Origin of the sequence: Amycolatopsis sp. CB00013 (assembly GCF_001905755.1) — a bacterium.
Lineage (GTDB): Bacteria > Actinomycetota > Actinomycetes > Mycobacteriales > Pseudonocardiaceae > Amycolatopsis > Amycolatopsis japonica.
The window spans coordinates 915,269-941,166 of record NZ_LIWC01000003.1; the positions used below are offsets into that span (position 1 = coordinate 915,269).

General features: G+C 68.4%; 30 protein-coding genes. 14 read left to right on the forward strand and 16 right to left on the reverse strand.

Features of this window, described 5'->3' with window-relative positions; all coding sequences use genetic code 11:
* Positions 1-75 precede the first annotated feature (75 nt).
* Positions 76-1,239 carry a S8 family peptidase gene (locus tag AMK34_RS23850; protein WP_443111210.1) on the forward strand — a complete coding sequence of 388 codons (1,164 nt, stop codon included), beginning with the start codon at positions 76-78 and terminating at the stop codon, positions 1,237-1,239.
* Here AMK34_RS23850 and AMK34_RS23855 read toward each other — a convergent pair.
* A complete protein-coding gene (locus AMK34_RS23855) occupies positions 1,227-1,577 on the reverse strand; it encodes a hypothetical protein (protein WP_016332860.1) in 351 nt (116 codons plus the stop codon). The two genes, AMK34_RS23850 and AMK34_RS23855, sit on opposite strands and share 13 nt — an antisense overlap.
* A 31-nt stretch (positions 1,578-1,608) precedes the next feature.
* Positions 1,609-2,655: a fatty acid desaturase family protein gene (locus AMK34_RS23860; protein ID WP_073846836.1), complete on the reverse strand. Its 1,047-nt coding sequence runs from the start codon at positions 2,653-2,655 to the stop codon at positions 1,609-1,611.
* Between the two features lie 87 nt (positions 2,656-2,742).
* Between AMK34_RS23860 and AMK34_RS23865 the strand changes: the two genes are divergently transcribed.
* Together AMK34_RS23865 and AMK34_RS23870 are read left to right on the forward strand one after the other, a co-directional pair.
* Positions 2,743-3,039 (forward strand): DUF6881 domain-containing protein, encoded by a 297-nt coding sequence (locus AMK34_RS23865; protein ID WP_241832863.1) that lies wholly within the window; start codon positions 2,743-2,745, stop codon positions 3,037-3,039.
* Between the two features lie 254 nt (positions 3,040-3,293).
* Entirely contained in the window at positions 3,294-4,331 is a 1,038-nt protein-coding gene (locus AMK34_RS23870) for an HNH endonuclease signature motif containing protein (protein ID WP_241832864.1), read from the forward strand.
* 107 nt (positions 4,332-4,438) lie between these two features.
* Here AMK34_RS23870 and AMK34_RS23875 read toward each other — a convergent pair whose 3' ends face one another.
* Complete coding sequence (locus AMK34_RS23875; RefSeq protein ID WP_073846837.1) at positions 4,439-4,813, reverse strand: nuclear transport factor 2 family protein; 375 nt, start codon at positions 4,811-4,813, stop codon at positions 4,439-4,441.
* A 63-nt stretch (positions 4,814-4,876) separates the two neighbouring features.
* On the opposite strand from AMK34_RS23875, the gene AMK34_RS23880 reads away from it, so the two are divergent.
* Complete coding sequence (locus AMK34_RS23880) at positions 4,877-5,794, forward strand: RNA polymerase subunit sigma-70 (RefSeq protein ID WP_073846838.1); 918 nt, start codon at positions 4,877-4,879, stop codon at positions 5,792-5,794.
* On the opposite strand, the gene AMK34_RS23885 is transcribed toward AMK34_RS23880, so the two are convergent.
* From AMK34_RS23885 to AMK34_RS23905, 5 genes are read right to left on the reverse strand one after another with little or no spacing between them, the layout of a single operon-like run.
* A complete protein-coding gene (locus AMK34_RS23885; RefSeq protein ID WP_073846839.1) occupies positions 5,769-6,752 on the reverse strand; it encodes an acyl-CoA dehydrogenase family protein in 984 nt (327 codons plus the stop codon). The genes AMK34_RS23880 and AMK34_RS23885 overlap by 26 nt on opposite strands.
* The gene (locus AMK34_RS23890) at positions 6,749-7,678 is read right to left on the reverse strand and encodes an acyl-CoA dehydrogenase family protein (RefSeq protein WP_073846840.1); all 930 of its coding nucleotides are present in this window, start codon (positions 7,676-7,678) and stop codon (positions 6,749-6,751) included. The genes AMK34_RS23885 and AMK34_RS23890 overlap by 4 nt, the downstream gene beginning before the upstream one ends.
* The gene (locus AMK34_RS23895) at positions 7,675-8,808 is read right to left on the reverse strand and encodes an acyl-CoA dehydrogenase family protein (RefSeq protein ID WP_073846841.1); all 1,134 of its coding nucleotides are present in this window, start codon (positions 8,806-8,808) and stop codon (positions 7,675-7,677) included. The genes AMK34_RS23890 and AMK34_RS23895 overlap by 4 nt, the downstream gene beginning before the upstream one ends.
* Positions 8,808-9,641 (reverse strand): enoyl-CoA hydratase, encoded by an 834-nt coding sequence (locus tag AMK34_RS23900; RefSeq protein ID WP_073846842.1) that lies wholly within the window; start codon positions 9,639-9,641, stop codon positions 8,808-8,810. Before AMK34_RS23900 ends, AMK34_RS23895 begins: the two co-directional genes overlap by 1 nt.
* Positions 9,638-11,128 carry a FadD3 family acyl-CoA ligase gene (locus AMK34_RS23905; RefSeq protein ID WP_073846843.1) on the reverse strand — a complete coding sequence of 497 codons (1,491 nt, stop codon included), beginning with the start codon at positions 11,126-11,128 and terminating at the stop codon, positions 9,638-9,640. Before AMK34_RS23905 ends, AMK34_RS23900 begins: the two co-directional genes overlap by 4 nt.
* Positions 11,129-11,199: 71 nt before the next feature.
* Here AMK34_RS23905 and AMK34_RS23910 point away from each other — a divergent pair, with 71 nt between their 5' ends.
* Genes AMK34_RS23910 through AMK34_RS23925 form a run of 4 tightly spaced genes read left to right on the forward strand, consistent with a single transcriptional unit; the run spans position 11,200 to position 14,836 of the window.
* The gene (locus tag AMK34_RS23910; protein ID WP_073846844.1) at positions 11,200-12,318 is read left to right on the forward strand and encodes an acyl-CoA dehydrogenase family protein; all 1,119 of its coding nucleotides are present in this window, start codon (positions 11,200-11,202) and stop codon (positions 12,316-12,318) included.
* Positions 12,315-13,082 (forward strand): SDR family oxidoreductase, encoded by a 768-nt coding sequence (locus tag AMK34_RS23915; RefSeq protein ID WP_073846845.1) that lies wholly within the window; start codon positions 12,315-12,317, stop codon positions 13,080-13,082. The genes AMK34_RS23910 and AMK34_RS23915 overlap by 4 nt, the downstream gene beginning before the upstream one ends.
* Before the next feature lie 7 nt (positions 13,083-13,089).
* The gene (locus AMK34_RS23920) at positions 13,090-13,692 is read left to right on the forward strand and encodes a TetR/AcrR family transcriptional regulator (RefSeq protein WP_034317213.1); all 603 of its coding nucleotides are present in this window, start codon (positions 13,090-13,092) and stop codon (positions 13,690-13,692) included.
* Entirely contained in the window at positions 13,685-14,836 is a 1,152-nt protein-coding gene (locus tag AMK34_RS23925) for an acetyl-CoA C-acetyltransferase (protein WP_038515988.1), read from the forward strand. Before AMK34_RS23920 ends, AMK34_RS23925 begins: the two co-directional genes overlap by 8 nt.
* Here AMK34_RS23925 and AMK34_RS23930 read toward each other — a convergent pair.
* Complete coding sequence (locus AMK34_RS23930) at positions 14,820-15,962, reverse strand: MFS transporter (protein ID WP_073846846.1); 1,143 nt, start codon at positions 15,960-15,962, stop codon at positions 14,820-14,822. The genes AMK34_RS23925 and AMK34_RS23930 overlap by 17 nt on opposite strands.
* A 67-nt stretch (positions 15,963-16,029) precedes the next feature.
* Between AMK34_RS23930 and AMK34_RS23935 the strand changes: the two genes are divergently transcribed.
* Positions 16,030-16,482 (forward strand): winged helix-turn-helix transcriptional regulator, encoded by a 453-nt coding sequence (locus AMK34_RS23935; RefSeq protein ID WP_073846847.1) that lies wholly within the window; start codon positions 16,030-16,032, stop codon positions 16,480-16,482.
* Positions 16,483-16,695: 213 nt separating this feature from the next.
* On the opposite strand, the gene AMK34_RS23940 is transcribed toward AMK34_RS23935, so the two are convergent.
* The 5 genes from AMK34_RS23940 to AMK34_RS23960 are packed head-to-tail and all read right to left on the reverse strand — an operon-like array spanning position 16,696 to position 20,164.
* On the reverse strand, positions 16,696-18,015 hold the full coding sequence (locus tag AMK34_RS23940) for an NAD(P)/FAD-dependent oxidoreductase (RefSeq protein WP_038515980.1): 1,320 nt from the start codon (positions 18,013-18,015) through the stop codon (positions 16,696-16,698).
* On the reverse strand, positions 18,008-18,244 hold the full coding sequence (locus tag AMK34_RS23945) for a ferredoxin (RefSeq protein ID WP_007033644.1): 237 nt from the start codon (positions 18,242-18,244) through the stop codon (positions 18,008-18,010). The genes AMK34_RS23940 and AMK34_RS23945 overlap by 8 nt, the downstream gene beginning before the upstream one ends.
* 19 nt (positions 18,245-18,263) lie before the next feature.
* Entirely contained in the window at positions 18,264-18,869 is a 606-nt protein-coding gene (locus AMK34_RS23950; protein ID WP_037343607.1) for a ferric reductase-like transmembrane domain-containing protein, read from the reverse strand.
* Positions 18,862-19,629 (reverse strand): DUF4142 domain-containing protein, encoded by a 768-nt coding sequence (locus tag AMK34_RS23955; protein WP_038515977.1) that lies wholly within the window; start codon positions 19,627-19,629, stop codon positions 18,862-18,864. The genes AMK34_RS23950 and AMK34_RS23955 overlap by 8 nt, the downstream gene beginning before the upstream one ends.
* Entirely contained in the window at positions 19,613-20,164 is a 552-nt protein-coding gene (locus AMK34_RS23960) for a hypothetical protein (RefSeq protein WP_241832838.1), read from the reverse strand. Before AMK34_RS23960 ends, AMK34_RS23955 begins: the two co-directional genes overlap by 17 nt.
* Before the next feature lie 280 nt (positions 20,165-20,444).
* Between AMK34_RS23960 and AMK34_RS23965 the strand changes: the two genes are divergently transcribed.
* The 4 genes from AMK34_RS23965 to AMK34_RS23980 all read left to right on the forward strand — a co-directional run bounded on the left by AMK34_RS23965 (position 20,445) and on the right by AMK34_RS23980 (position 24,043).
* The gene (locus AMK34_RS23965) at positions 20,445-20,996 is read left to right on the forward strand and encodes a sigma-70 family RNA polymerase sigma factor (RefSeq protein ID WP_034317190.1); all 552 of its coding nucleotides are present in this window, start codon (positions 20,445-20,447) and stop codon (positions 20,994-20,996) included.
* Complete coding sequence (locus AMK34_RS23970; RefSeq protein WP_038515970.1) at positions 20,993-21,748, forward strand: anti-sigma factor family protein; 756 nt, start codon at positions 20,993-20,995, stop codon at positions 21,746-21,748. The genes AMK34_RS23965 and AMK34_RS23970 overlap by 4 nt, the downstream gene beginning before the upstream one ends.
* 387 nt (positions 21,749-22,135) lie before the next feature.
* A complete protein-coding gene (locus AMK34_RS23975; RefSeq protein ID WP_073846848.1) occupies positions 22,136-23,278 on the forward strand; it encodes a DUF1996 domain-containing protein in 1,143 nt (380 codons plus the stop codon).
* A gap of 207 nt (positions 23,279-23,485) precedes the next feature.
* Positions 23,486-24,043, forward strand: coding sequence for a sugar O-acetyltransferase (locus AMK34_RS23980; RefSeq protein WP_073846849.1), 558 nt, complete (start codon positions 23,486-23,488; stop codon positions 24,041-24,043).
* Here AMK34_RS23980 and AMK34_RS23985 read toward each other — a convergent pair.
* Positions 24,040-24,507 (reverse strand): Lrp/AsnC family transcriptional regulator, encoded by a 468-nt coding sequence (locus AMK34_RS23985; RefSeq protein ID WP_073846850.1) that lies wholly within the window; start codon positions 24,505-24,507, stop codon positions 24,040-24,042. The two genes, AMK34_RS23980 and AMK34_RS23985, sit on opposite strands and share 4 nt — an antisense overlap.
* A gap of 103 nt (positions 24,508-24,610) precedes the next feature.
* Between AMK34_RS23985 and AMK34_RS23990 the strand changes: the two genes are divergently transcribed.
* The gene (locus AMK34_RS23990) at positions 24,611-25,087 is read left to right on the forward strand and encodes a DUF2000 domain-containing protein (protein WP_073846851.1); all 477 of its coding nucleotides are present in this window, start codon (positions 24,611-24,613) and stop codon (positions 25,085-25,087) included.
* 1 nt (position 25,088) lies between these two features.
* Here AMK34_RS23990 and AMK34_RS23995 read toward each other — a convergent pair whose 3' ends face one another.
* A complete protein-coding gene (locus AMK34_RS23995; RefSeq protein WP_037343618.1) occupies positions 25,089-25,880 on the reverse strand; it encodes an alpha/beta fold hydrolase in 792 nt (263 codons plus the stop codon).
* Between the last annotated feature and the right edge of the window lie 18 nt (positions 25,881-25,898).

Consider the following 25,898-nt stretch of genomic DNA (forward strand, 5'->3'; position numbering starts at 1 on the left):
ATGTAAAGCTGTCCTTTCCGGTGGCTTCCGCTTAGCGTTTTCGGCGGAAGCTCACCAAGGAATGGGGACAGCAACGTGAATTCTCGCAGACTGGCCGGAATCGGGTTGGCCGCCGCCGTCGTCACGGTCTTGGCAGGCGTGACGCCGGCGCAGGCGGCCGAGGGCGCGATCGTCGGCGCCGGTGCGGAAGGCGCCGTCGCCGACAGCTACATCGTCGTGCTCAAGGACGGCTCGACCGCCGACAAGCCTTCGCTGGCAAGCAAGTTCGGCGGTGCCATCGGGCGGCAGTACACGCAGGGGATCAGCGGTTTTTCGGTGGCGCTGAAGGAGCGGCAGGCCAAACGGCTCGCGGCCGACCCGGCGGTCGCCTTCGTGGAACAGAACAAGGTGCTGCGCGCCGAGGCGACGCAGACGAATCCGCCGTCGTGGGGGCTCGACCGCATCGATCAGCGCGATCTTCCGCTGGACGGAAAGTACACTTATTCGACGACCGCTTCGAATGTGAACGTCTACGTTCTCGACACCGGGATCCGTGCCACGCACACCGATTTCGGCGGCCGGGTGAAGCAGGGTTACGACTTCGTCGACAATGACACCAACGCGGACGACGGTTACGGTCACGGCACCCATGTCGCGGCGACGATCGCCGGTGCGAAATACGGTGTCGCCAAGGGTGCTTCGCTGTACCCGGTGCGCGTTCTCGGCTCCGACGGAAGCGGCACGACGGCGGGGGTGATCTCGGGCGTCGACTGGATCACCAAGAAAGCCAAGAAGCCCGCCGTGGCCAACGCCAGCCTCGGTGGTGGCGCCTCGACCGCGCTGGACACCGCGGTGCGGAACTCCATCAAGTCGGGGGTCACCTGGACGATCGCCGCCGGCAATTCCAACGTGAACGCCGCGAACACCTCGCCCGCGCGGGTCACCGAGGCGCTCACGGTCGCCGCGGCGGACCGCACCGACCGCCGCGCTTCCTTCTCCAACTACGGTTCCGTGGTCGACCTGTTCGCGCCGGGTGTCTCGATCACGTCGGCCTGGAAGGACAACGACACCGCGACCTACACCGGTAACGGCACCTCGTTCGCCGCGCCGCACGTGGCGGGTGCCGCGGCGCTGTACCTGTCTTCGCACACCGGCGCCACCGCGGCGCAGGTCGCTCAGGCGCTGATCAGCGCTTCGACTCCGGGGAAGGTCACCAACCCCGGTAGCGGCAGCCCGAACCGCACGCTCTACGTCGGATAGGTTCCCTCGGGGGTGGCTCGGTCCCGGCGCTGTGCCGGGACCGAGCTCTTTCGTCCGCGGGGCCGGGGCGGGCCGAGCAAGGAACGCAAGGCCAACGGCGGCAACGACAACAGTTGTTCGAGTTCGGCGAGCGCCCGGAGCGATTCCGGGCGTTCCGGTCTCCGTCTGCCGGACTGCCAATGGCTCAGCGTCGGCACACTGATGGAGACGCCGCGGAGTTCGAGGCGATGGCGGATCCGGTCGAGCGGGAGCCCGCTGGCCGTGATCGCCGCGCGCAGGGCCCGCGGGAACGGTTCTGGATGCAGGGTGGCGCCGGGGAAGATCTTCGGGGGCGACATGCACTGAAAGTAAGAAGCCGTATCTGGAGTGTCAACGGCGTCCGGCGGGCGTCTCAGCCGGTGAACCCGACGAAAGTCGGATCGGCTCACCCGCTTCGTGCAGGCTCCGCAACGCGAGCGAGTACGACTCGAGGAGCCCCGTCTCGTGATACGGGACGCCGATTTCCGCGCAGTATTCTTGGACGATGGGCCGGGCGCGGCGAAGATGCGGCGACGGCATACTCGGGAACAAGTGGTGCTCGATCTGGTAGTTGAGCCCGCCGAGCGCGACGTCGACGACGCGGCCACCGCGGACGTTGCGTGAGGTGAGCACCTGCTTGCGCAGGAAGTCGAGTTCGGTGTCGCCGGACAGGATCGGCATCCCCTTGTGGTTCGGCGCGAAGATCGATCCCATGTAGACACCCCACAGTGCTTTGTGGACGATGAAGAAGACGAGTGCCTTGCCGGGCGAGAGGACCACGAGCAGCGCGCTGAAGTAGAGCGCGAAATGCATCAGCAGCAAGGCCGCTTCGAGCCCGCGCCTTCGCAGACCCGGCTTCCAGACCGCGCGGATACCGGAGAAGTGCAGGTTCAGACCTTCGAGGGTGAGCAACGGGAAGAACAGGAACGCCTGGTAGCGGCCGATGAACCGGGGAAGTCCCTTGCTGGCCCGCGCCTGCTCCTTCGACCACACGAGGATGTCCGGATCGACGTCGGGGTCGAGGTCCTCGTGGTTCGGGTTCGCGTGGTGGCGGGTGTGCTTGTCCATCCACCAGCCGTAACTCATGCCGACACCGAGATTGCCCGCGATCCGGCCGGCGATCTCGCTCGGGCGACGGGTCCGGAACACCTGGCGGTGCGCGAGATCGTGCGACAGCAAGGCGATCTGGCCGAACATCACCGCCTGGAACACGGCGATCCCCAGCTGCCACCAGGAATCCCCGATCGCGAAGAAGGCGATCCAGCCGCCGACGAAGAGGGTGGCGACCAGGCCGATGCGGAAGACGTAGTAGCCGGGACGGCGGTCGAGGAGGCCCGCTTCGCTGACGCGGCGGGACAAACGGGCGAAATCGCTGCCTGTGCGGAGGTTTGCGGTCACCGTTGTGAGTCTGGTTCGGGGCGGGGGTGGGGTGAATGTGGTGCGCCGGTGGGTTGGTGCGGGGGTTGGCCCTACCCTGAGGGCGTGATGATCAGGGCGCGGATGTGGTACCTGCGTGTCGTGTGGGCGCACGAATTCGCCGAGGAGCCTGTGGAGAGCCTCAGCGAGGTCGGCCTCGATGGCTATGAGCGCCGGAAAGTGGAGCGATTCCGCGACGGCAGGCTCGGTTGGGCCGACGAGGAGCGCGAGGTCGGCGGCACAGGTTTGGGAGAGGTCCCCGTTCCGCCTCTTGCCGAGATCAACGCGCAGCGGGGGTTCGCGGCGTCCAGGATCACCGGCGACGAGTTCGAACAGGTCTGGCGGCAAGTGCTCGGCGGGCAGTGAGCGTCCGGCTCCGGAGGGCCTTCGCTCAGCGGGGAAGATTTTCTGAGGTTTTCGCCCGGTCGCTACTCCATTCGTGGCAGTCGAACGAATGTTCGAGTATGATCTTGGTCATGACCCAGTCTCTTGCTTTCAATCCGAAAGCCGCTCGTTTTCTCGACGCCGCCTATGACGAGGAGGTGGTGCTTCGCCGTGCACAGGGACGGCAGGTGCGTTCGATAGCCGGGTTCGCCGTGGTGGGTGGCTCGCGAAGATCGGTGACCGAGGAGGTCGCGTTGGCGTTCTCGGTCTCTCGTAATCAGGCGTACCTACTGGTGGAAACCTCGTGTGCGCTGGTGGCACGGTTGCCGAACACGTTGGCAGCGCTGGAAAACGGTGACATCGATCTGTACAAGGCGTCGAAGGTCAGTCAGCTGACCCGTGAGGTGTCCGACGAGGTCGCCGCCGAGGTGGATGCCTGGATGGCGGATCGTCTCGCCGGTCGCGATCCCACCGCGATCCGGAAGTCGGTGGATCACGCGGTGCAGAAATTCGATCCCGATGGCTACCGGGAACGCGCCGAGGCCAAACGCGCGTTGCGGCATGTGTCGCTGGAACACGAAGACGAGACCATGTCGAAGCTGTCGGGCTGGCTCCCCTCCGAAGTCGCCAGTTCGATCTACGCGTCGCTGAGCCATGCCGCCAAAGCCCGCCGCAAGATCGACCAAACCCGCACCCTCGACCAGCACCGGGCGGATATCTTCGCCGAGCGGCTGCTGGCCGAGGATGGTCACGGCACACCTCGCGCGCACATCCACGTCTATGTCGACCTGTTGACCTTGACCGGTGCGCGGGAGGACCCCGCGACGCTTGCCGGTTACGGGCCCATCCCCGGTTGGCTCACCCGGGAGATCGCCGCCGATCCCGGCTCGACCTGGTCCCGGCTGATCACCGACCCCACCACCGGACAGCTCCTCGAAGCCAGCCCCGGCACCTACCGGCCCCCGGCCTCGCTGGCTCGTCTGATCAAGGCGCGGGACCGCGAATGCACCCACCCCGGCTGCCACCGCCCCGCCGAATTCTCCGAGATCGACCACATCACCACCTGGGCGCGGAACGGCGACACCGACCACCACAACTGCCACGCCGCCTGCAAGATCCACAACATGCTCAAAGAAGAACCCGGCTGGACCGCAGAACCCACCGGCAACGGCGGCATGACCATCACCACCCCCACCGGCCGCACCTACACCGCAGCCCCCGAACCACTCCACGACCCGCGGACCGAACCGGAGGACGAAACCCCGCCCTTCTGATCGGCGCGGAACCGCCCCGCGGCTACCCGGACGTGCGACGGGTAGGGCACCACCGCGCTCTCGAACTGGCGTGCCCTGGTCTCGTCCGCTTGGACCCCGAGGTGGCCTTAGCCGTTACCCCCTGCGGCAGCCGCCCTGGCCGCATCGAAGGGAGCCCGGTCGAACACGATCCGCAACTCCACGATCCGTCCTTCCCGCACCGTCAGCAACTCGGCCCCCGGCGCGCTCGCCACTGGCAGGGTCGCGGTGTCGTACATCAGCAACGCCGTCGTCTCGTCCCCGAACGACGAAAGCAGGGTCGACCCGGTCAGGATCTCGGTGAACGGGCCCATGAACCCGCGAAACGCCTCCGCGCCGGAGAGCGGCCCTCCGGGTGTGTGGCAGACGATGTCGTCGGCGACGTAGGTCATCGCCTTCTCGAAGTCCTTGCCGGTCCACGCGCGGTGGTAGGAGAGTGCGACATCCAAGGCGGGACTGGTCATGATGGTTCCTTTCGTCGGTCTTCATCCAGTCAGACACCACCCCCGCCGCGAAAGGAACGGTCTGTGAGCACCAGGGCAACGGACGAGCAGTCGTTTCGCGAGCTCGCCGAGACGTATCGGCACGAGCTCCACCTGCACTGTTACCGGATCCTCGGCTCCCTCACCGACGCCGAGGACGCCGTCCAGGAAACGCTCCTGGCCGCATGGCGGGGCCTCGACGGCTTTGAGGGGCGCTCGTCGCTCCGCACCTGGCTGTACCGCATCGCCACCAACCGCTGCCTCAACGCGCTGCGGGACGCGGGCCGCCGTCGCCCACCGGAGCCGGTGCCGCCCTTCGACCCGCCGGAACCGAGTCGTCGCGGCGAGATGACCTGGTTGCAGCCGTACCCGGACGAGCTCCTCGAGCGCGTCGCCGACAGCGACCCTGGTCCCGAAGCGCGCTACGGGACCAGGGAGGCGATCGAGCTCGCCTTCATCACTGGCCTCCAGCTCCTCCCGCCGAGACAAGCCGCCACGCTCGTCCTGCGCGACGTCCTGTGTTTCCCCGCCGGTGAGGTCGCGAGCATGCTCGGCACCACCGAGACGGCGGTCAAAGGCATCCTTCAGCGCGCCCGCGCCTCGCTCGACAAGCATCGCGAGAGCGCCGGGCACCGGCCGTCACCTCAGGAACGCGAGCTGACCAGGCGATTCGCCGACGCCTTCACCGCGGGCGACCTCGACGGCGTCCTCGGCCTGCTCACCGACGACGCCTGGCTGGCCATGCCGCCGGCACCGCACGAGTACCACGGCCTCGACGCGATCGCGGGTTTCCTCCGCGTCACCATGGCCGTTCCCGTGGAGGGTTTCGCCATGACGCCGGCGCGGGCGAACAACCAGCCCGCCTTCCGCTGCCGCCATGGCGAGTCACCCGCCGGGCTGATGGTCCTCACCCTCGACGGGGATCGCATCCGCGCGATCACCCGGTTCCTGGATCAGAAGTAGGCCGCACCCTCCCGAGATGCTCCCCAGGCGAGCCGAACAACCGCGCCGCGCCATGCGCCCGCTTGAAGTACCGATGTGCCGGATGCTCCCAGGTGATCGCGATCCCGCCGTGCAGCTGGATCATCTCGCCCGCCACCGTCGCCAGCGCCTCCGAACAATGCACCTTCGCCACCGCAGCCAGCCTGCTCGACTCCGGAGCCGCGTAAGCCGCCGAACGTGCGGTCTCCACCAGCACGTGGAGGTCCGCCATCCGGTGCTTCAACGCCTGGAAGCCGCCGATCGGCCTGCCGAACTGGTGCCGCTGCTTGCTGTACTCCACCGTCAGCTCGAAAGCCCGCGCCGCGGCCCCGGCCTGTTCGGCGGCCAGGACGGCACACGCGACGTCCCGCAGCGCGCCGAGGTCGACGGGACCGAGCAGCCGGGCAGGAGCACTCTCGAAACGCACGCGGGCCAGCCGACGCGTTTCGTCCATCGCCGGAGTCCGCACACGCCGGGCGTCGGAGACCTCGTACAGCGAGCCATCTGCCACGACCAGGAGGATCTCGGCCTCGTCACCGTGGAGGACATAGTGCGCCTCACCCTCCACGGCGGAGTCGACGACACGGCAGGCAGGCGTGTCCCAACGGCCATCGGCGTCGGTCCAGGCCACCGTGCCGACGGTGCCTTCGGCGAGGCGGGGGAGCAGGCGCTCGCAAGCCTCGTCGTTGCCGGTGGCCAGGAGGGCGTGCACGGCGAGCACGGCCGAGCCGAGGAACGGGACGTCCGCGAGCACTCGGCCCAGTTCTTCGGCGACCAACTGTAGTTCCGTCATCCCGGCGCCGAGTCCGCCGAACCGCTCGGGCACGGCCAGCGCCGCCACGCCGATCTGTTCGCACAGCTCCGGCCAGGGATCCGCTTCCCGGTCCAGCAGTTTGCGGACGCTGTCCCGCAGCGCGTCCTGTTCGGCGGTGAACGTCATGACAGCACTCGCTCCCGGTGGAATCGCGGCGTACCCCAGGCGCCGACCAGCGCGCGGACCCCGGTCAGGCGCAGGCCGAGCGCGTGCTCCGCGGTGTAGCCGATCGCGCCGTGCACCTGCAGCCCCGTCCGGGCGGCGAGATGCGCGGCGTCGCCACACGCCACTTTGGCCGCGGAGACGTCGCGACGGTCCAGGGTGACGGCGGCGCCGAACAGCAGCGGCTCCGCCAGCGTGAGCGCGGTCGCCACATCGGCGAGCAGATGCTTGACCGCCTGGTACCCGCCGATCTCGCGCCCATATTGCTTGCGTTGCGCCGCATAGGCGACCGACGTGTCGAGCAGCCACCGTCCCGCGCCGAGGAGTTGCGCCGCCGTGGCGAGACAGCCCAGTTCGAACGCGCGGTCCGCGTCGAGCGCCGTGCCGAGATCGTCGCCGGCCACTGGCGGGAACAGCCGCCGCGAACTGTCCACAGAGGACAGAAGCGCGCCGGGCGTGAACGCGCGCAACCTGCCGTTCTCGACCGCCAGGCGAGCGTCCGCGACGTCGGCATCCAAGGCGTACGGCACGTGTGGTGCGTACGCGACCGAAGCCAGCGTTTCACCGGATGCGACCGACGTCAGCAGCTCGTCGTCCAACAAGGACGGCAGGACGGCCACGGTGTCGGTCCATGGGCCGGGAGCGCAGTGGTAACCGAGCCGTTCGAAGCCGACGGCCAGATCGACCGGTGTGGCGCCGAGCCCGTCGTACTTCTCGGGGACCGCCAGCGCGGTCACGCCGAGTTCCGCCAGACGCCGCCAGATCTTGAGCCCGGGGCCCGGATCGCCCTCCGCCCAGGCGCGGTTGGCCGTGTCGGTGTCCACACCGGACAGAAGATCGTTCAGGCTGCGGGAGAACTGCTCCTGCTCACCGGAGAGTGCGAACCTCATCGAGCCCCCTTCGGCAGGCCGAGCAACCGTTCGGCGACGATGGACCGCTGGATCTGGTCGGTCCCGCCGTAGATCGGTCCCGCCAGGGAGAACAGCCAGCCGTCGCTCCAGGCGCCCCGCAGTTCGGCGTCCGGGCCGAGGATGTCGAGCGCGGTCTCGTGGAGCGCGACGTCGAGATGCGACCAGAACAGCTTGTTGACACTCGATTCCGGCCCGAGCTCGGCGCCGCCGGAGAGGCGGGTGACCGTGCCCAGGGTGTACAGCTGGTAGGCCCGCGCGCCGATCCACGCGTCGGCGACCCGGTCCGCGGTATGCGCGGGGCGCCCCGCCTCCTGCCAGAGCGAGACCAGCCGGTCGGCCGCGGCGAGGAACCGGCCGGGGCTGCGCAAGGACAGGCCGCGTTCGTTGTTCGCCGTGGTCATCGCGACCCGCCAGCCCTCGCCCGGCGTGCCGATCACGTCCTCGTCGGGGACGAAGACGTCGTCGAAGAAGATCTCGGCGAACCCCGGTTCGCCGTCCAGCTGGGGGATCGGCCGTACGGTGACCCCTGCGGCCCGCAGATCCACCATCAGATAGGTGAGTCCCTTGTGCCGCACCGACTCCGGGTCGCTGCGGAACAGGCCGAACGCGCGATCGGCGAACGTCGCCCGCGAGCTCCACGTCTTCTGCCCGCTGACCCGCCAGCCGCCGTCACAGCGGGTCGCGGTGCTCCGGAGGGCGGCGATGTCGCTGCCCGCCTCGGGTTCCGACCACGCCTGCGCCCAGACCTCCTCCGAGCGCGCCATCTTCGGCAGGACCCTGGCCTGCTGTTCTTCCGTGCCATGGGAGAACAGCGTGGGCGCGAGCATGAAGATGCCGTTCTGGTTGACCCGCAACGGCGCTCCCGCCGCGTAGTACTCCTCCTCGAACAGCACCCACTCCAGGAGGCTCGCGTCCCGGCCGCCGAACTCACGCGGCCATGAGACGACCGACCATCGGGCGTCGGCCAGCCGGGCTTCCCACTCGCGGTGCTGAGCGAATCCTTCGGCGGTGTCGAACGACTTCAGCGGCTCGGCGGGGACGTTCGCGGCGAGCCAGGCGCGGGCTTCGTCACGGAAGGCGAGTGTCCGCTCGTCCAGGTCGAGGTTCATCACGAACTCGCGTTCCGCATCGAGCGCGCGTCCTGCCCGCCCAGCGAGTCGCCGCCGGAGACCTCGGCGTTGTGCGCGTGCGCGAAGTGATGCAGCCCGAACACGGAGTCCATTCCGGACCGGAGACCCATCAGATCCTCGGCCTGGTTGACGGCCTTCTTGGCGAGCGCGAGCCCCATCCGCGGCATCACCGCGATCTTCTCCGCGAGCGCCATCGTCTCGGTTTCGAGGTCGGCGCGGGGGACGACGCGGTTCAGCATGCCCCATTCCTTGGCCTGTTGCGCCGTGAAGCGCTCTCCGGTGAACAGCACCTCCTTGGCCGCGCGCGGGCCGAGGACCCAGGGATGCGCGAAGTACTCGACGCCGGGAATTCCCATCCGCACCACGGGATCGGCGAAGAACGCGTCGTCGGAGGCGACGATCATGTCGCATACCCACGCCAGCATCAGCGCTCCCGCGATGCACGCGCCCTGCACGCTCGCGATGGTCGGCTTCGGGATCTCACGCCACCGGCGGCACATGCCGAGGTAGACCTCGGACTCGCGGGCGAACCGCTGATCACCGCCCTCGGCGCCGACGTGGTCCCACCACAGCACCGCCTTGCGTTCGAACGAGACGTCCACGTCGCGTTCCGGTGTCCCGATGTCGTGCCCGGCGGAGAAATGCTTGCCCGCGCCGGCCAGCACGATCACCTTGACCTCGGGATCGTCGACGGCGCGGGTGAACGCGGCGTCGAGCGCGTAGGTCATCGCCGAGTTCTGCGCGTTCCGGTACTCCGGCCGGTTCATCGTGACGACGGCCACCGGCCCGCGCCGCTCGTACTCGACGGTCATCCGTTCTCCTCCCGCAACACGCGTTTCAGTACCTTCCCCGACAGGTTTCGCGGAAGCTCCGCCACGAAGTCGACAAATCGAGGAGTCTTGTAGTTGGCCAACTGGCCTTCGCAATGGGCAAGTACGTCCTCTGTGGACAGTGAGGCCTCAGGGGTGAGCCTGATGAACGCCTTGCCGACCTCGCCGAGCCGTTCGTCCGGCACGCCGACGACGGCGGCTTCGGCGACCCCGGCCAGGCGGCTCAGCACCTGCTCGACCTCGGCCGGGTAGACGTTGAACCCGCCGCAGACGTACATGTCCTTGATCCGGTCGACGATCTTCAGGTACCCGCGTTCGTTCAGCACGCCGACGTCGCCGGTGTGCAGCCAGCCGTCGGCGTCGACGGCCTTCGCGGTGGCGTCAGGATCGTCGAGATAGCCCAGCATCACGTTCGGCCCGCGCAGCAGGACTTCGTCGTGCTCGCCGAGTTTCACCTCGAAGCCGGCCGTCGCGCGGCCGGAGAAGTTCGCCACCAGTTCGACGTCGTCCTCGGGGCGGGACATCGTGGCCACCACCGCTTCGGTGAGGCCGTACGCGGTGAGCACCGTGTCGATGTCCAGGTCCGTCCGCATTCGCTCGACGAGCGTCACCGGCACGGTGGCTGCGCCGGTCACGGCGAGCCGGAGGCTGGAGAGGTCGTGGTTCCCGCGTTCGTGCGCCTCCAGGAGTACCTGGTAGATCGTCGGCGCGCCGGGAAGCACCGTGACCCGCTCGGCTTCGATGAGCCGCAGGGTCTCGCGGACGTCGAAGGTGCGTTGGGGCACCAGGGTCGCGCCCCGCAGCACGGCGGCGAGGATGCCCGCCTTGTAGCCGAAGCTGTGGAAGAACGGGTTGATCACGAGGTACCGGTCTTCTTCGGTCAACCCGCCGCACTCGGCCCAGGCTTCGGCGACGCTCAGTGCCTGCCGATGGCTGCTCATCGCGCCTTTGCTGCGGCCGGTGGTCCCGGAGGTGAACAGGATGTCGCTGACGTCGCCGGGTTGTGCGGGACTCACGAAATCGCTGTCGAGACCGGAGAGTGCGTCCCATTCCGTGACGCCGTCGACGGGCTCCTCGGGGCCTTCGACGGGGATGCGCACCACGGTGCCCGGGCGAGCGGAACCGAGGTCCGCCAGCCGGTCCGTGCCGAGGAACGTGCCGGTGATCGCCAGCGCGGAAACCTTCGCGCGTTCGAGGATATCGACGGTTTCGCGCGCGGTGAAGCGGGTGTTGACCGGGATCAGCGTCGCACCGGCGTACAGCGCGCCGAGCCCGGCGACGACCCAATGCCACGTGTTGGGGGAACAGATCGCGACCCGTTCGTGGCCCTCGAAGAACCGCGCGGTCTGCCGCACCCGGCGGGCGAGTTCGGCATAGGTGAGCCGGACTTCGCCGTCGACCAGCGCTTCCCGGCCGGCGAAGCGCTCCGCGGCCCTGTCGAGCGCCGCCGGGATGGTCCCTTCGGACATCGAGCCTCCCTAGCAAGTGCTTGGTAGGGTAGCCTACGCAGCAGGCTCTGGTTTGGCTAGAGGAGGCAGGCGTGGCTCAGGACGGTTTCCGTGACCGTGTGCGCACCTGGCTGGCGGAGAACCTGCCGCCGGAACTGCGCGGTTCGGGTGGTCCGGGGCGGGAGCACGAGGCCTTCGACGAACGCGTGGCGTGGGAGCGGCGGCTCGCGGCGGCGGGCTGGACCTGCGTCGGCTGGCCGGTCGAGCACGGCGGACAGGGCGCGACGCTCGACCAGCAGGTCGTCTTCCACGAGGAGTACGCGCGAGCGAATGCCCCGGCGCGAGTGAGCCATCTCGCGCAAGAACTCCTCGGCCCCACGCTCATCGCGTTCGGCACGCCGGAACAACGGAAGCGGTTCCTTCCGCCGATCGTGGCCGTCGAAGAACTGTGGTGCCAAGGGTATTCCGAACCCGGCGCCGGTTCCGATCTCGCCGCCGTGGCGACCACGGCGACCCTCGAAGGCGACGAGTGGGTGCTGAACGGCCAGAAGGTGTGGACGTCCCTCGCGCACGTCGCCGACTGGTGTTTCGTCCTCGCCCGCACCGAGCCCGGCTCGAAACGCCACAAAGGACTGTCCTATTTGCTCGTCCCGATGAACCAGCCCGGCGTCGAAGTCCGGCCGATCCAACAGCTCACTGGGACTTCCGAGTTCAACGAGGTCTTCTTCGACGGCGCCCGCACGGCGAAAGACCTCGTGGTCGGCGAACCCGGCGACGGCTGGCGCGTGGCGATGGGCACCCTCGCCTTCGAACGTGGGGTCGCGACGCTCGGGCAGCAGGTCGGCTTCCGCCGGGAACTCGAAGAACTCACCAGGATCGCATCGGACGACCCGGTGATCGCCGAACGGATCGACCGCGCCTGGGTGGGTCTGGAGGTCATGCGGGCGCAGGCGATCCGCACCCTGGGCGACTCGTCGCCGGGAGTGGCCGAAGTGTCCAAACTGGTCTGGGCGAACTGGCATCGCGACCTCGGGGAACTCGCGATGCTCGTCCGCGGCGCGCGGGGAATGGTCGCGGAAGAAGGGCTCGACGCCTGGCAACGGCTCTTCCTCTTCACCCGCGCCGACACGATCTACGGCGGCTCCAACGAGATCCAGCGCAACGTCATCGCCGAGCGGGTGCTCGGCCTGCCAAGGGAGGTACGTCCGTGATCCCGGTGCCGAAGTACCCCGAGGGGGCGAATCTACTGCGGGACAAGGTGGTCGTGGTGACGGCGGCGGCCGGCACCGGGATCGGTTCCGCGGTGGCGAAACGCGCGATGGAAGAGGGCGCCCGTGTCGTGATCAGCGACTGGCACGAGCGGCGGCTGGGCGAGAAGGCCGCCGAACTCGGTGACGTGCACGCGATTCCCTGCGACGTCACGCGAGAAGATCAGGTACAGGCGCTCATCGACGGCGCCGCCGCGCGCTACGGCCGGATCGATGTACTCATCAACAACGCCGGTCTCGGCGGTACGAAGTCCATTGTGGACATGACTGACGACGAATGGGCGCGGGTCATCGACGTGACCCTCAACGGCACGTTCCGCGCGACGAGGGCCGCGGTGAACCGGTTCATCGCCCAAGGCGACGGAGGGGTGATCGTCAACAACGCGTCGGTGATCGGCTGGCGCGCGCAGGCCGGGCAGGCCCATTACGCGGCCGCGAAGGCGGGTGTCATGGCGCTCACCCGATGTTCCGCCGTCGACGTCGCCGAACACGGCATCCGGGTCAACGCGGTCGCGCCGAGCCTGGCGATGCATCCGTTCCTGGCCAAGGTGACCAGCGACGAACTGCTCACCGAACTCACCGCGCGCGAGGTCTCGGGGAGGGCGGCGGAACCGTGGGAAGTGGCGAATGTGATGGTGTTCCTCGCCAGTGAGTACTCCTCGTACCTCACCGGCGAGGTCGTGTCCGTGAGTTCCCAGCATGCGTGAGGTAGCGATGAAAGCCAGCCCAGGGTCCCGCCGCGCCGAACTGCTCGCCCTGGCGGCGAAGCTGTTCGCCGAGCGCGGGTACGTCTCCACCACCGTGCGGGACATCGCGGACGCGGCGGGCATCCTTTCGGGCAGCCTCTACCACCATTTCGACTCGAAGGAGTCGATGGCCGACGAGATCCTCACCGGATTCCTCGACGAACTCTTCGGCGCCTACGCCGAGATCGTCGCGGAAGGGAAAGGCCCGCGGGAAACGCTCGAAGCCGTCGTCGTGGCGTCGTTCGAATCCATTCACCGGCGGCCCGCCGAGGTGGCGATCTACCAATCCGAGGCGAAGCATCTCATGCAGTTGCCGCGGTTCGACTACCTCAACGACCGCAACACCGAATTCCGCAAACTGTGGAACGGGATCCTCACCGACGGCATCGCGGCCGGCGTGTTCCGCGAGGACCTCGACGTCGAACTGACCTACCGGTTCATCCGCGACACCGTCTGGGTGGCGGTGCGCTGGTACAACCCCGGCGGCACGCTGAGCGCGGACGACGTCGCGCAGCAATACCTCGGGATCCTGCTGGACGGCATCGCGACGAAGAGGAGGCGGCGTGGCTGAAGCCTATGTCCTGGACGCGGTCCGGACCCCGGTCGGCAAACGCGGGGGAGCGCTGAGCGGTGTCCATTCCGCCGACCTCGGCGCCCACGTCATCCAGGCCGTCGTCGAGCGAACGGGGGTCGAGGCCGACCTGGTCGACGACGTCATCCTCGGCTGCTGCGACACGCTCGGACCGCAGTCCGGGAACATCGCGCGCACGGCCTGGCTCGCCGCGGGTTTCGGGCACCACGTGCCGGGTGTGACGATCGACCGGCAGTGCGGTTCGAGCCAGCAGGCCGTGCACTTCGCCGCGCAGGCCGTGCTGTCCGGGACGATGGACCTCGTCCTCGCCGGCGGCGTACAGAACATGAGCGCCATCCCGATCAGCGCGGCGATGCTGGCCGGGCGCGAGTACGGCTTCGAAGACCCGTTCTCCGGCTCGAAGGGCTGGCAGGAGCGGTACGGCAGCGTCGAGGTCTCGCAGTTCCGCAGTGCCGACATGATCGCCGAGCACTGGGATCTGACCCGTGAGGCGATGGAGGAGTTCGCCTTCCGCAGCCATCGGCGCGCGATCGCCGCCATCGACGAAGGCCGCTTCGCCGCCGAGATCGCTCCGTTCGCCGGTGCCGCCCTGGACGAGGGGCCCAGGCGCGACACCAGCTTGGAGCGGATGGCCGGGCTCAAACCGCTGAGCGAGGGTTCGCGCATCACCGCGGCCGTGGCCAGCCAGATCTCGGACGGCGCCAGCGCGGCCCTCATCGCGTCGGAGAAGTTCGTCGAGGAACACGGGCTCACCCCGCGCGCCAGGATCCACCACCTTTCCGTGCGGGCGGCCGATCCGGTGTGGATGCTGACCGGGCCCATCCCGGCGACCGCGCACGCGCTGCGGAAGACCGGGCTGAGCATCGACGACATCGACCTGTTCGAGGTCAACGAGGCGTTCGCGAGTGTCGTCCTGGCGTGGATCGAGGAAACCGGCGCCGATCCGGACCGCGTCAACGTCAACGGCGGCGGGATCGCGCTCGGCCATCCCATCGGGGCGACCGGGACGAAACTGTTCGCGACCCTGCTGCACGAACTCGAACGACGGGGCGGCCGCTACGGGTTGCAGACGATGTGCGAGGGCGGCGGCACGGCGAACGTCACCATCATCGAACGTCTCTGACACTCCACACTACGAGCGCGAGAGCGCTGAAGGCCGCGCCGAGGAGGCAGACGCCGGTCCAGCCCGCGACGGCGTAGACGGCGGTCGAGCCGATGGCGCCCAGGCCGCTGCCGACGGAGTAGAAGATCATGTAGCCGCCGATCAACCTGCTTCCGGCGTCCGGCCGGAGCGGGTAGATCAGGGTCTGGCTCGTGACGTGCACGGCCTGGACGGCGAGGTCGAGCAGGATCGCGCCGACCACCAGCGCCCACAGTGACGTGCGGGTGAAACCCAGCGGTATCCAGGAAAGCAGGAGCAGGCCGAGCGCGAGCCCGGTCGTCCATCGTGCCCGCCCGCGATCGGCGAGCCGTCCCGCGGGGGCCGCCGCCAGCGCGCCCGCTGCCCCCGCCAGCCCGAACGCGCCGATGGCGGTGTGCGACAGGCCGTCCTCGCTGAGCGGCAAGGCGACCGAGCTCCACAACGTGCCGAACGCGGCGAAGATCAGCAACGCCAGCGTTCCGCGTGTCCGGAAGACCGGCTCCTCGGCGAAGAGGGACAACGTGGACCGCAGCAACCGCCCGTAGCCCATGGTCTTGCCCGGCGCCGTGGCGGGAAGGATGCGATACAGCACGATCGCGATCACCACCGTCACTCCGGCGGACACGACGTACACCGCGCGCCAGCCGGCGAGGTCGGCCAGTGTGCCGGACACCGTGCGCGCGAGCAGGATCCCGAGGACGACGCCGGTCGTCACGAGACCGACCACGCGTCCGCGTTCGGCGGGCGCGGCCAGCGACGCCGCGAACGCGACCAGGAGCTGCGTGACCACCGCGAGCACGCCGATCGCCGCCATCCCGGCGAACAGTGTCAAGCCGTTCACGGCGGTCGCGGTGATCAGTTCGGCGATCGCCAGCAGCGTCAGCAGACCGGCGACGAGCCGCCGCCGGTCGAGCAGGTCGCCGAGCGGGACCAGGAGAAACAGGCCGAGGCCGTAGCCGAGCTGGGTGAGCGTGACGATGCCGCCGACGGTCGAGGAGGCGATACCGAGCTCGGTGCCCATGGTGACGAGCAACGGCTGGGCGAAGTAGATCGTGGCGACGGCCGTCCCGGCGGCCACGGCGAACAACAGGACGACACCGCGATGCACAGACCCTCCAGATGGTTTCAACTTGCTACCACCTGACGGTAGGGCACTGCGGTTGTAAGATGCAACCATGGTCAAGCGGACGACGTTCGACGAAGCCTCCTGCCCGGTGGCGCGCTCGGTCGACACGATCGGCGACTGGTGGTCGCTCCTGATCGTGCGTGACGCCTTCGACGGTGTGCGCCGCTTCGGGGAGTTCCAGCGCAGCCTGGGCGTCGCGAAGAACATCCTGTCCGCGCGGCTACGGGCGCTCGTCGGGCACGGGGTGCTCGAAGTGGTCCCGGCTTCAGACGGGAGCACGTACAGCGAGTACGTCCTGACGCCGAAGGGACGGGACCTGTTCCCGGTGATCGTCGCGCTGCGGCAATGGGGCGAGGCGCATTTCTTCGCCGATGGGGAGGCGCGGTCGGAACTGGTGGATCGCGAGGGCGGGCTTCCGTTGCGGGGCCTGGAGATCCGGGCTGCGGACGGGCGTGTGGTCGGGCCGGACGACACGGTGGTGGTGAAGCCGCCGTCCTCGTAGATCGGGGCCCTCCCAGGTGAGTCAAGCCTGGAAGGGCCCCGACCGGATACGGGGAGCCCGGAGGGCGGTACCCGACGGAGCCCGAATCACCGTCGGTCCGGTACCTCCCGGCGTCCCCAGGGGGTGGCGGTGGGTGCGGAGGCCCAGCTGCCCACCGCCACCTGAGGGGACCGCGGCCGCCGCGCGCGGCCCCGGTCCGTTCGCGCTCCCGGGTCACCCGGCGGGAACGCGAGCCCAGGGCATCCTTTCCGGCGCCGGAACGGCCTCGGTCGGAGTCTCGGACAGGAAGTCCCGCTCGAACGGGGCGAGGATGTCCTCCCCGATCGGCGTGTCCGCCGGCGAAGGAGCGGGCGCGGGGAACACCGGCTCGGGCACCGGCAGCCGCCGGTCGAGTTCGGCGGTCCAGTGGATCATCGCCTTCGGCCGGTCCCAGCCCGCCGCGCCGATCAGCCTGCCGTCGCGGACGAAACCGGTGACGCCGTCGGAAAGTTCGATCGTGTCCTTGCCCAGCGACGGCATCCCGACGGTCTGCAACCGCGCGTCGTAGAGGGACGACCAGGCGCGGGGGAGCGGCGTGTACGGCCGCGCGTTGCCGCGGCCGAGCATCAGGCTTTCCGCCGCCGCGCGCCCGGATTCGACGCCGTTCATCCAATGCTCGACCCGGCGCGGGGTCTCGTCGATCCGCAGGTTCGGCCATTTCGCGACGTCACCGGCGACCACGACGTCCTCCGCCCCGGTGGCGAACAGGGTCGCTTCGCAGAGCACGCCGTCGTCGATGGTCAGCTCCGAGCCGCGCAGCCAGTCGACGGCCGGCACGCTGCCGATCGAAAGCACCACGCAGCTGGCCACCAGGAACTGGTTGTTGGTCAGGTGCAGGCCGACCGTCTCCTTGGTGCTGATCCAGTTCCGCACCTCGGTGTTCATCGCCAGCTTCGCGCGATGGTGCTGATGCTCCTTGGTGAGCGCCGACGCGATCCGCTCCCCGAAGCGGTGCAAAGGCGCCTTCGCGTGGCCGATGAGCGTGACGTCCCGGCCCATGTACCGCATCGACGCGGCGAACTCGTTCCCGATCAAGCCGCTGCCGATCACCACGACGGATTTGTTGCTGTTGCCCAAAGCCCGCCGGACGGCCAGTGAATCCTCCACGGTGCGCAGCACCCGGACCCGGGGGTCGTGGCGCGGCGATCCGGGGAGATGCCGGGGATAGACTCCGGTCGCGATGATCAACCCGTCGTACCACAGGGATTCCCCGCCCGGCAGGTGCACCGTGCGCTCCTTGCTGTCCAGCCACGTCGCGCGGGTGCCGAGCCGCCAGTGGACGTCCAGGTCCAGGTACGGCTCCAGGCTCGCGGCCACCGGTTTCACCCCGCCGGTGACGAGCTCCTTCGACACCATCGGCCGGTGGTACGGCTTCCGCGGCTCGTCGCCGACCAGCACGATCTCGCCGTCGAAACCGAGCTCCCGCAACCGTTCCGCGGAGCGGAGCCCGGCGACGCCCGCGCCGACGATGACGATCCGATCTCCGTCACTCATCGTCGTACGCTCCTTCTCCCTTGACTCTGATGGCCTGTTTCGGGCAGAGCCGCGCGGCGGAGATGGCCTGGTCCAGCCCGTCCCGGTCGACCATCCGGCGGATGCGGAGCTTGCCGTCCGGCCCGATCTTGAAGGTGGACGGCGCCTCCATCTCGCAGAAGCCGAAGATCTCGCACCGCTCGTTGTCGACGCTGACGCGGGTGCCACGCCGTATGCTTCCGAAGATCATCTTTCGTCTCTCCAAGTCTTCAGACCAGCTCTTCGACCAGGCCAAGGCGTTCCAGGTACCGGGTCGGCGTGAACCGCAGCGCGGTCAGCAGCACCACGGGGACCAGCAGGGTGATCCCGCCGAACCACAGCAGGCCGAGATGTCCGTTGGCCATGGCGCCGAAGAACGAATGCAGCGCGGTGATCCCGACCGCCGGATAGGCGAGGCGGTGGATCCACAGGAAGCGCCGATAGGAACTGAACCGGCTGATCCCGCCGGTCAGCGCGACGGCGATCATGACCTCGAGCCCGACGACGCCGAGTTCGTGCCGCGCCAAGGTGCCGGGCAGGAGCGGGATCGAGATCTGCGCCAGGGTGAAACCGTCGGGCAGGAACAGGAACGACATCGCGTGCACGACGCCGAACGACAGCGTCAGGATGCCGAGCACCATATGCGAGTTGCGCAGCGCCTTCCGCCCGGTCAGCGACTTGATCCAGCCGGTCGCGGTGAACACGCCCCAGCACAGGGTGAGGCACATGAAGCCGTACGAGATCCGGGCGGAGGTCTGCGCCATGCCCTTGATGCCGGGGTCGGTGTCCGATTTCTGGGTCAGCACGATCACCACCTCGGACCACTGGTCATACATTGATCTCTCCTGGGGCACTGGGAACCGGATCCGGTTCGGGGACGGCCGCGCGGTTGCGGGTCCGGGTGTTCTTGCTGCGCAGGGCCCGCACGGCGAGGAACAGTCCACCGCCGATGGCCACCGCGAGCAGGAGGCCGAGCGCGAAGTCGCCGAAACCGACGTCCATCGCGGCGTTGGCCGAATTCGACTGCGGCACCGGGGCCTCCGGCATCAGCGACTGGTCGACGACACCGGTGCTCTCCAGCAGCGTCATATGCCGCAGCACCGCCTGATTGGCCGTGGTGGCGTAATCACGGACGACGTCGTTGCGGGTACCGGCCCTGACCTGCGCGATGATGGGGAACAGCACCCCGTGCGCGTACCGGAGCCGGTTGGCGAAGATCCGGTCGAACTCGGTGTCGTCGCGAGCGGCCTTCATCTCGCCGAGCCACGCGGACTGCTGATCCGACGGCTCGGCCGGCAGGGCGATGCCGAACCGGTCGGCGATGGCGTGCGTCGCGGTGTCGAGCCTGCCGTGGTCGATCATCAACGTCCGGCCGACTTCGCGGGTGCGCTTGCTCTTCCCGCGTTCCTGCGCCCACATCCCGGCGGGCATTTCCCACAGCCCGGCCAGTTTGACGTTGACGATCAGGTTCTTGTCCGCCGCGGAGAGTTCTTGGGCGTGCGCGTCGCCGACGGGTCCGAAAAGGCTCACCGCGGCCGCGATCAGCAGGACGAGCAGCGGGCGGACGGGTCTGGGGAGATCAGATGCCGAGGTCATCGGCCTGCCAGGTCTCGGCGGTGAGCAGCACCTTCGTCCCGTCCGGCTTGGCGGGGAACCACGCGTCGTCGACGCCCTGCCCGCCGGTGTTGCCGGGCATCGCGTCCTTGGCGTTGCGGTAGAGCGGCCAGCCCGCGAGCGTGACCTGCTCGGTGCCGTCGTCCCTGGTCACGGTGCCGACCAGGGCGCGATCGATCCCGGTCACCACGAGGTCGGGGCCGGCCTTGGCGGGAATCCAGGTCCGCGCACAGGTTTCGGCGCAATTCGATTTGGGCGGATTCACCGTGTCCTTGTCGTAGCGGTACAGCGTGAAGCCGCTGGTGTCGGTGACGATCGGCCCGAGGTCGAACAGGATCGCCGCCGTGACACCGGGGGCGGGTTCGGCCGCGGGGTCGGGCATTCCCGGGATCTGCGCTGTGCCCGCGGTCGAGGCCGCGCCGGGAGAGCCGTTCGGTCCCGCGGTACCGGTGGTGCAGGCGGCGGTCAGCGCGACCGCGGCCAGGACGAGGGGCAGAGGTATGACCGAGCGTGACACGGGGTTCACGGAAATCCTCCAGTCGGGGCAGAGGAGAACGCCATCACCGCGGGGAGATGGTGTGCAGGCAGGTTTAATTCCACTGTGGACATTCAAGAGGGACATCCATGATCCACAGTGGATTCGGCGGTGCGGGGGACAACGCCGGGTCGGGGGTCTTCGGTAGGGGATACGGTCACGGGGAGGGAACGGTTCAAAAAACTTTCCCTCGTGCGATGAACCGGGCCGGAACGGTTTTGGTACTGGACTTATCGCCCCTGATCCCACAAAGATGTGCCGCGTGGGACGCCACTCTCGGATACTGCAGCCAATTGTCGATCATGAACCCGCGTCGAACGGGCATGACGACCTCATCAGGGCGTTGTACCAGGAGTTCGGATCGAGCCTGATGGCGTTCGTGCTGAAGCTGACCGGTCACGATCGCCAGTGGGCCGAGGACGTGGTCCAGGAGACGCTCATCAAGGCGTGGCGCAACGCTGGCAAACTCGACCGGCAGCCGGAAATGCTGCGCGCGTGGCTGTTCACCGTGGCCAGGCGCATCGTCATCGACGGCTGGCGGAGCCGGAGCGCCCGCCCTCAAGAGGTGGAGGAACTGGAGTCGGATTCGATCGGAGTGCCGGACGAATCGGAGAAGACGCTCGCGGCCATGATCGTCTACGAGGCCCTGCGCAATCTTTCCCCGGAACAACGTGAAGCCGTCCAGCAGACCTACCTGCGTGACCGCACCGTGAACGAGGTCGCGGCGACGCTGGGGGTTCCGCCGGGTACGGTGAAATCGCGGATCCACCACGCTGTGCGCGCGCTGCGCAGGGCGCTGCAGGAGCGGGGGTGAGCGAGGTGTCCGGAGCCGTCCACACGGATATCGCCGCCTACGTGCTGGGCGTCCTCGGCGAGGAGGATCACGCCAGGTTCGAGGCGCATCTGCTGGAGTGCCCCGAATGTCAGGTCGAGCTGGTGGAGATGTACCACCTGCCCGACATCCTGGACATGGTCAAGAAGAGCTGGCCGGATCCGCCCGTGAAGGGCCCTGGCCCCCGGGTGCTGCGGATGCTGCTCGCGGACGCCGCCAAGGCGGGCCGACGGCGCAAGGTCGTCCGGCTGGCGACGGCGGCCGCCGTGCTCGTACTCGTCGTCGGCGGACCGCTCACGGTTCTTTCGCTCACCGATCGTGAGCCGGTCGTCACGCAGGCCGCGCCTTCCGTCGTGACCTCGGTGGTGCCGTCCCCGTTGTCGTCACGGGAACGCGAGGCGGGCCCGGACGGCGGCGCCGCCCCGTTCGGCTGGTCCGAGGCGGGCAACGCCGTCGCGGCCGAGGTCACGGTGCAGGAGAAGGAGTGGGGCTCCGCGGTCGAGCTCGAACTGCGCGGCCTCATCGGGCCGATGACCTGCCAGCTTTTCGCCTACTCCCACGGCGGAGAGGCGTACGTCGTCAACAACTGGAGCGTGCCGTCCAAGGGGTACGGCGTGCCGGGTTCCCCGGATCCCCTCGTCATCACCGGTTCGACGGCGTTGCAGAAGGCCGACATCGAACGGTTCGAGGTGCACAAGCGGGACGGCACCGTGCTGGCCGTCGTGCGCCGGTAGTCCACGAGCCGTCCGCCTGGACACGCGTGTCGTCCGTCTGATCACGTGTGTCGTCCCTGCGGTCACGCGAAACCGCCCGGCCCCCGGCATCACCGACACGACGCGAAGGGGCCCATCGCCGCATCAGACGCAGCGAGAGCCCCCTTCGGTGCAGCTGGCGACCACGAGACCTTTGCCCGGTTCTCTATATAACGGAAAGATAACGGCCGGATCGCGTTTTGAACCGGATCCACAGGGGAGCCGTATCTCCAGATAGCCGGATCTGAATCGGCGGGCGAACAGAAGGGTTCGCCGCGAATGCGGCTATTTCCCGTATTCGACGAATGCGTGGCTCATGCCCGGGCACGAGTGATCGGCGTGCCCGGAAACGAATGAGGTGAGCAGCCAATGGCACGAAATCAAGGGCGCCATCGTATCGCCCGCAGGACCAAGATCGCGACCGCGTTGCTGGGCCTGTCGATCGCGGTCGGCGGGCTGGTGGTGTCCACCACGACCGGCGACCCCGAGCGCGCCTCCGCGGACGAGGTGGACAAGTCGCAGTTCGTGGACATCACGAAGGTGCGGCCGAACGTCGACGAGCCGCGGCCGGGCCGGAACGCGTCCACGGGTTCGTTCACCGTCGACTGCGGCAGGAACGAGAACGGGCATTTCAATCCCGACAACTTCATCGCGCAGCCGGGTATCCGCAACGGCGCCCAGCATCTGCACGATTACGTCGGAAACCTGTCCACGAACGCGGATTCGGACAACGACAGTCTGCTGGGCGCCGGTACCACCTGCGCGAACGGCGACGAATCGGCGTACTTCTGGCCGGTGGTGCGGATCGACACCGAGGAAGAGGCCGGACAGCGGCAGAACCGTGACGGCGACCGGAATCGACGGCGGGACCAGGACAATCAGGACCAGAACAACCAGAATCAGAACAACCAGAACCAGGACAACGAGCAGGAGCAGGCTCAGCTCGAAGAACCGAACGCGGACAACGAACTCGCCGGCAACGACGGTGAGATCCAGCGTCCCGCGGTCGTCGACATCACCTTCAAGGGCAACGCCCGCGAGAAGGTGAAGGAGATGCCGAAGTTCCTCCGGATCCTCTACGGTGACGCGAAAGTCACCACGAATGGCCCCGCCAACGCGCGGGAGAGCTGGACGTGCACCGGCTTCGAGAACAGGCTCATCAAGCAGTACCCGATCTGTCCCGAGGGCAGCGACGTCAAACGGGTGCACACGTTCCCGAGCTGTCTGGACGGGAACAACATCGACAGCGAAAACCACCGGGACCACATCAAGTACCCGGACGAGAACGGCGAATGCGCCAACGGCCTCACCGCCGTCCCGGAGCTCACCATCTCGCTGACCTACGAGATCCCGCGCCAGATCCAGGTCAACGGACAGTACAAAGTGGACTCGTTCCCCGAGGAGGACCACAACCCCTTCTCCGACCACGACGATTTCGCGAACGTGATGCCGGGCCGGGTCATGGACCGACTCGTCGACTGCGTCAACGAAGGCCGCAAGTGCCGCGAATGACGCCCTGAAGCGGAAGCAGGATCCTGCGAAGAGAAAGGAAGAAACTCCGGCCCGGCGGGTCCCCCCTACACCTCACCCACCCGCCGGGCCGGCCCTACCCGGAAACCGATCGACACAACTGAAGAACGCTCCGCAAGCATTCACCCAGCCCTGCCGGCGGCTCCCCGAGGGAAGTCGCCGGCAGGGTCTTTTCGGTAGGTTGGCCGCATGGGTGAACAGAAGGACCGCATGCTGCGCGGCGAGCTGTACCGGGACAACGACCCCGAACTGGTCGCGGATCGCAGGCGCGCGCAGGCACTCGTCGACCGGTTCAACGACACCGGCGCCGAGGAGACCGGTGAGCGGGACACGATTCTGCGTGAGCTGCTGGGAAAGCTCGGCGAGGGTTCCTGGATCATGCCGCGGTTCCAGTGCGACTACGGCTACCTGATCGAGATCGGCGCCAACAGTTTCCTCAACTACGACGCCATCCTGCTCGACTGCGCGCCGATCAAGATCGGCTCGGACTGCTCGATCGGCCCGCGCTGCCAGCTGCTGACCGCGCTGCACCCCATGGAGGACCACGAACTGCGGCGGCAGCGCTGGGAATCGGCCGCGCCGATCACCATCGGGAACAACGCCTGGTTCGGCGGCGGGGTCATCGTGTGCGCCGGGGTCACCATCGGGGACGACGTGGTGGTGGGCGCGGGCAGTGTCGTCACGCGTGACCTGCCGTCGAAGGTGTTCGCCGCGGGCAACCCGGCCCGCGTCATCCGGGAGCTCTAGCGGTCGACCGGCGTGATCTTGGTGCGCCTGCTGTGCTCGAACACCATCGAGGTGCGCACGTCGGCCACTTCGGGGCGTTCGGTCAGTTTGTCGATCACGAAGGCGTAGAGGGCGTCGTTGTCGGGCACCGCGACATGCAGGATGAAGTCCTCGGTCCCGGTGGTGACGTAGAGCCCGACGAGGTCGGGCAGCACGTTGACCCAGTTCCGGAAGCCCTCGATGTTCCGCCGCGAGGGCGGGCGCACCCGCACCGCGATGAGCGCCTGCACCCCGCGGCCGATCGAAGGCAGGTCCACGTCCAGCAGCGCGCCGCGGATCACGCCGCGTTCCCGCAGCCCGCGCGTGCGGTCCAGCGCCGTCGTCGGTGAAACGCCCACCGCGGCGGCGACCTCACGGTTGGTCTTCCGTGCGTCCGACTGCAGTTGCGCCAGGATCGCCTTATCAAGTTCGTCCAACTGCGCCATCGCGGCCCTCTCGCCGTATTAAGTACGAACACGGTGGACTGTACTCGTATGTCCTCCTAGCTTGGCCTTGTTCATCCGTTGAAGTGAGCAGGAGACCAGCTGAATGTCCGAGTACGGTACGGCCATCGGATTCGCCCCCGAGGAGATCGACTTCACCGCGTCCACCCGGTCGGCCCGGCTGAAGTGGGTGATCGTGGTCAACAGCGAGCTGCCGCCCGGCCGCGCGGTCAACGCGGCGGTCTGCACCGCCGTCGCCACCGCGCGGGGCGTCACCGGGCTCCTCGGCGACGAAGCGGTCGACGCCGGCGGCGAGCACTACACGGGGTTGCCCTGGATCGGCTGCTCGATCCTGTCGGCCGACGCCGGGAAGCTGCGGGCCATCCGCGCCAAGGCCGCGGCCTCGCCGGGCTGCCACGTCGCCGACATGCCCGCCGTCGCCCAGCAAATCCGGGTCTACACCGACTTCCTCGCGACGATGAAGGAGATCCCGACCGAGGAGATGGACTACTGCGCGATCGGCATCGTCGGCCCGCGCAACCGGATCGACAAGCTGGTCGGGAAGCTGCCGCTGATGCCGTGACTCAGCCTTCGAGCAAACCCCGCAACGCTTCGGTGAACTGAGCCGGGTTCCGCTGCGGCGCCAGATGCGCGCCGGGGACCTCCGTGAACGGCAACCCCAGCTCCAGCGCGAGAACCTTCGCGGGCTGGTAGTGGTAGTGCCCGCGGCTGCCGACCCCAGCGACGGGGACGATCTCGGTCCTGCTCCGGCGCAGGGCCCGCAGATCGGGAAGATAGTCGAGGATCTCGGCCAGCTCGCGGCCGAACAGCCGCTTCCAGTCCTCCTCGTTCGGCAGCCGGATCGCGCGCAGTTCGGGCAGCGCGGCACCGGCGATCCCGTCGGTGAACCGCTTGAACGCCCCCATCAGGTCGCCCGCCTGGGCGAGCCGGACCTGCGCGTTGGCCTCGTCCAGCCAGCCGAGCGCGTCGGGCAGCAGCTGGATGGCGGGCGGTTCGTGCGCGATCAGCATCGTCGCGGCGTCCGGGTAGCGGGCGACGAGGTCGAGGCCGATCATGGCGCCCGCGCTGGTCCCGAACACACTCGCGGGGCCGCCGCCGACGTGCTGGAGCACCGCGTGGGCGTCGTCGGCCTGCTTCGGCACGCTGACCGGGCCGGTGCTGGTGTCCGTGCTGCGGAAGTGGCCGCGCCGGTCGTAGGTGACGACGGTGTAGTCGTCCGCGAGCAGCTTCGTCATCGCCCGGAAGGTGTCCGCCGAGCCCAGCCCGCCCGCGATCAGGAGCAGAAGCGGCCCTTCGCCGGTGCTGCGGACGTACAGCTCACCGTCCTCGACCGGACAACGACTCTCCGAGATCATGGCCGAAGTCAAGCACAG